The organism is Candidatus Accumulibacter vicinus, assembly GCF_000584955.1.
In the GTDB taxonomy this organism is placed as follows: domain Bacteria; phylum Pseudomonadota; class Gammaproteobacteria; order Burkholderiales; family Rhodocyclaceae; genus Accumulibacter; species Accumulibacter vicinus.
The window spans coordinates 210,963-214,829 of sequence record NZ_JDSS02000037.1 but is presented as its reverse complement, the minus strand read 5'-3'; the positions used below and the strand labels follow the sequence as shown (position 1 = coordinate 214,829).

Sequence of the window (3,867 nt, the reverse complement as noted above, 5' to 3'; positions counted from 1 at the left end):
TGGAACCGGCAAGCCTTGCTTGCCGGTTCCCTCTCGACCGCAGTGTTGGGCAACAGGTCAATCATCGTCGTGATGTTGGTAGCCATGCATCAAAGGCCCGAAGTCGGAACCACCGGATCTTACGGGCTCGTTTGTTGAAGCCGGAAGTTTTACTCCGTACTTGCGTTCGAAATCTCGGCGGAGCAGCCAGTCCCGGACGTAAAGCACCACGGCAAATACCAAAGCGGCTGCCACTCCGCACAACAGAATAAAGATACCAAGGTAGTTGAACGGCACGCCCTCAATGGTGCAACAGTGCTCCTTTGTTGCACCGGAGAACACCTTCTCGACCACAGTTGCTACATGGCCAAACAGGACAACAAGCAAGACCAGCCCGACAGCCAAAGTGGCCAGGTAAGGCGCACACTTTGGCTTCGGTGCGGTTGAGTGCGGATGGCTCATGGTGCCCAACGTTGGAGGTGAGCACCTTGACGCAGTAAGGCGGCGAGTGTGCTCCAGCGACGCTTTAAACGGCAACGTGTTGCCGTTCAGCGGCGCGCCAGCTTCTGGAGCGTCCGCTGCGACAGCAGGTTGGGCCCCACATCCAAACGTGCGGAATCTACCCTGAAGAAGTAATCGCAGCCTTTTTCTCCTCGTACTCTTGCTTTTCGATTTCTCCCTTGGCATAGCGTTCGTTCAGTACTTCCAGGGCGGACGCCGACGGCTCGCTCCAAGACCGTTTCATGAAGTCACGGAAGCCGGACTTATCCGTCGACCTGCCACGCCACCTGCAACCGATGCCGCCTCTTCTCACCATGAACAGAAGCATCACTACCATCATGACGAAACAGATGAGCGGAAAGATCCACCCGAAAGCGGGCCATTGCATTTCGCGCCACCACGGCCATGGATAGGGCTGTTGCGTCACTTGGTCTGCGGCGAACACCGACGACGCGCAAGCAAACTCAAGCAGGGCCAAATGCAAACAGATCAGCGCACGTTTCATAATGTCCATAGGTTCCTCCTTCAGTCGCCGGAATGATGTCAGCCCGAGTTCTATGCCTTGCGATCGCACCGAAACACAGTGTCCTCGTCTCGATAGAACTCGCACTGCTTTGTCAGCGCCTCCTTGAGACGAAGCCGTGCGCGGTGAATCCTGATCTTCGCTGATGCCACGGAGCACTCGCAGATTTCGGCCGTTTGCTCTGCTGAAAGCCCCTCGAGATCGTGCATGATGAGGGCGGCACGGTACGTGTCAGGGAGGCTGTCGATCACGTTCCGGATGCATTCGTTCATCTCGCCCACAACCATTTGCTCATCGATGGCGCGATCCGTATCGATTGGTTCCGGGCTCTCGTCCAGCTCAACGATGCGCGTCCTTCGATCGGGATGGCGCAAGTAATCGGCCGCAACTCGGCTGGCGATGGAAAAAGCCCATGTCTTGATCGACGAGCGCCCGGCAAAGGAGGCAAGCCCCTTGTTCATGCGCATCAGGGTTTCCTGCCGCAGTTCTTCTGCTACCACGCGGTCTCCAACGTACCGTTCGAGGTAACGCAGGAGCGGCTGCGCCAGATCACGAGCGACGTCCTTGAACGCGGATTGTCCTACTGCACCGTTCATTTCATGCTCCCGAAGCAACGTTCCGCCCCCTAATCACGCAGGGGCGGCGCATCATCAAACGCCCTGTCAACTGCACCCGTATCCCTCACTCGTCGCGGGATTGACTGCCGGCTTCTTCCCTGCGGAATTCGGCGCACTGGCAGGACGGGCTTGACTGCCACAGGTATCCATCATTTTCGACATCATCCCCATCATCATATCGGGGGGCTGCGCCGTGTTGGTCCTTCCGGCGCTCTCGGCATCGTTCTCGGGCGCGCATCCGCACCCATGACTCGTTCCGGCGTTCCCTACCTCACCTGCAGCCAACGGCAACATGTTCAGCGCGGCCTGCAGCGTCTTGCGGGCAGGGACTTGACGAATCTTGTCCGCGTGCCGGATCGCCGCGTGGATTTCCGGGTCGCTAAGACCAACTTTTCGCGATTCCGGGATGTGAAACTCGATGCAGGGTACGCAATTGCTGCCCATGGCGGCTCCAAGAGCCACCAGTTCACGGTCACGGTGGGTCAGATCACTCATGATGTTCTCCTGTAAGTTTCGGGTGACAAGTATCGGACGATTCTTTCCTTGTCCACTCACTTAGACGGGTTTCCCGGCCTAATGGATACATTCATTGGCGACGAAAACGTGCATCCGCTGTATTGCCACCCGACCCCGGAGATCTTCAACGAAACGGCGCAAAGGTCTACGTGCTCACTTGCTGCGGCGAAGGCAAGTCTTCGACGACGATCTGCGGAGGGGCAAAGCGGCCGTTTACTTGCCGGATGCCCTGGAGCGCAAGTACGCCTCGGCGAATACGAGCTGGGGCTGGCAATAGGTTTTTGCCTCGGGCAGTGATTCGGTCGACCCGCGTAGCGGCATGGAGCAGCGTCATCATCTCGACGAGAAGCGGCTGCAGCGGGCGATGAAGAAGGTGGTGACGGCAGCGGGGATCGCCAAGCCGGCGACTCCGCACACGCTTCGCCATTCCTTTGCCACCCACCTGCTGGAAAGTGGATACGATATTCGCACGGTGCAGGAACTGCTGGGCCATGCGCAGGGTGAATTTGTCCTTCGGGTCAATAGCCGAAGAATCCGTTGGTTAGGGGCCACCTGTGGACATCGAGGAAAGATGTCTGTATAAAGGGCGGATGGAAGCGGAACTTGAGGCGTTGCGTGTGCGCCCTATCGAGAAGAGGGAAGAGGGTCGCTATCGGGAGTTGATGGCGCAACACCACTATCTGGGCGATCTGGCCAAGATCGGCCACACGCTATGGTACGTCGCGGCGTGCGGCGAGGACTGGGCGGCGTTGCTCAGTTTTTCGGCTGCGGCGTGGAAATGTGGGGTTCGTGACCGCTGGATCGGCTGGGATTTCCGGCATCAGTACGATCGTCTGGGGTTGATCGCGAACAATAGCCGCTTTCTGATTCTGCCCGACTGGCACCGTCCGAATCTGGGTTCGAAGGTTCTTTCGCTGTGCCAGGAGAGGATCGTCGCGGACTGGCAGGATCGTTTCGGCAAGCGGCTCCTCTTGCTGGAGACGTTTGTCGATCCTTCGCGTTTTCAGGGAACGGTCTACCGGGCCGCGAACTGGACGTGCCTGGGGCTGACCCAGGGCTTTCGTCGCACGCGTGCTGGGTACACGGCCCACTCGGAGTCTCCCAAGCTGGTTTTCGTCAGGCCGCTGCAGCGCGATGCGCCGGCCCAGCTTTCGCGCGCGTTTCTCCCCCCCGCCTATGCTCAAGGAGTGCCCCGAATGATGCTCAGTGCCGAACAGATGCGTCTGCTTCCCGACTTCTTTGCCGCCATCCCGGATCCGCGGCGCGCCCAAGGCAGGCGCCATCCTCTGCCGAGCGTGTTGGCCATCGCGACGGCGGCGACTCTATGCGGGATGCGCGGCTACAAGGCCATCGCCGCTTGGGCGAAAGACCTCAAACCGCGAGCGCGCGAACGCTTTCGCTGTCGTCGCGAGCAGGGAATCTACCGCGTGCCGAGTGAATCCATCCTTCGTGACGTCCTGATCCGTGTCGATCCGACCGCGCTCGATAAGGCCTGCCAGCAATGGAACCAGGCGTACGCCCGCGACGATCAGAGTCTGGCGGTGGATGGCAAGACGATGCGCAACGCCAAGGACGAGCAGGGCGCGCAAACGCACATCCTGAGCGTCGTTGGTCATCAGACGGGCACCTGTCACACCCAAAAAAAGTCGGCACATTGCCCGTAGAAAGCCAGGAAGAAGCCAAGCAAACCAATGAGATCGGGATGTTCATCCCGTTGCTCGACGGCATCGA

At 59.3% G+C, this 3,867-nt stretch carries 5 protein-coding genes and 1 pseudogene; 2 read left to right on the top strand and 4 right to left on the bottom strand.

All coding sequences use genetic code 11. The features are described 5' to 3' along the window. Positions 1–57: 57 nt before the first annotated feature. From CAPSK01_RS16795 to CAPSK01_RS16780, 4 genes are all read right to left on the bottom strand, one after another. Entirely contained in the window at positions 58–441 is a 384-nt protein-coding gene (locus CAPSK01_RS16795) for a hypothetical protein (RefSeq protein WP_273703893.1), read from the bottom strand. Between the two features lie 157 nt (positions 442–598). Beyond that, entirely contained in the window at positions 599–994 is a 396-nt protein-coding gene (locus CAPSK01_RS16790) for an SHOCT domain-containing protein (RefSeq protein ID WP_034929262.1), read from the bottom strand. 41 nt (positions 995–1,035) lie between these two features. After that, the gene (locus CAPSK01_RS16785; protein ID WP_034929259.1) at positions 1,036–1,599 is read right to left on the bottom strand and encodes an RNA polymerase sigma factor; all 564 of its coding nucleotides are present in this window, start codon (positions 1,597–1,599) and stop codon (positions 1,036–1,038) included. A 66-nt stretch (positions 1,600–1,665) separates the two neighbouring features. Next, complete coding sequence (locus tag CAPSK01_RS16780) at positions 1,666–2,115, bottom strand: carboxymuconolactone decarboxylase family protein (RefSeq protein ID WP_034929257.1); 450 nt, start codon at positions 2,113–2,115, stop codon at positions 1,666–1,668. A 340-nt stretch (positions 2,116–2,455) separates the two neighbouring features. Between CAPSK01_RS16780 and CAPSK01_RS23505 the strand changes: the two are divergent. Then, positions 2,456–2,632 (top strand): annotated as a pseudogene (locus CAPSK01_RS23505) (tyrosine-type recombinase/integrase); the annotation flags it as partial. A gap of 94 nt (positions 2,633–2,726) precedes the next feature. Beyond that, positions 2,727–3,800 carry a Druantia anti-phage system protein DruA gene (locus tag CAPSK01_RS23500; protein ID WP_273703892.1) on the top strand — a complete coding sequence of 358 codons (1,074 nt, stop codon included), beginning with the start codon at positions 2,727–2,729 and terminating at the stop codon, positions 3,798–3,800. Positions 3,801–3,867 lie beyond the last annotated feature (67 nt).

Excerpts from the sequence above, each read along its gene's own strand:
- CAPSK01_RS16795 (WP_273703893.1), bottom strand. The coding sequence starts at position 441 with ATGAGCCATCCGCACTCAACCGCACCGAAGCCAAAGTGTGCGCCTTAC.
- CAPSK01_RS16790 (WP_034929262.1), bottom strand. The coding sequence starts at position 994 with ATGGACATTATGAAACGTGCGCTGATCTGTTTGCATTTGGCCCTGCTT.
- CAPSK01_RS16785 (WP_034929259.1), bottom strand. The coding sequence starts at position 1,599 with ATGAACGGTGCAGTAGGACAATCCGCGTTCAAGGACGTCGCTCGTGAT.
- CAPSK01_RS16780 (WP_034929257.1), bottom strand. The coding sequence starts at position 2,115 with ATGAGTGATCTGACCCACCGTGACCGTGAACTGGTGGCTCTTGGAGCC.
- CAPSK01_RS23500 (WP_273703892.1), top strand. The coding sequence starts at position 2,727 with ATGGAAGCGGAACTTGAGGCGTTGCGTGTGCGCCCTATCGAGAAGAGG.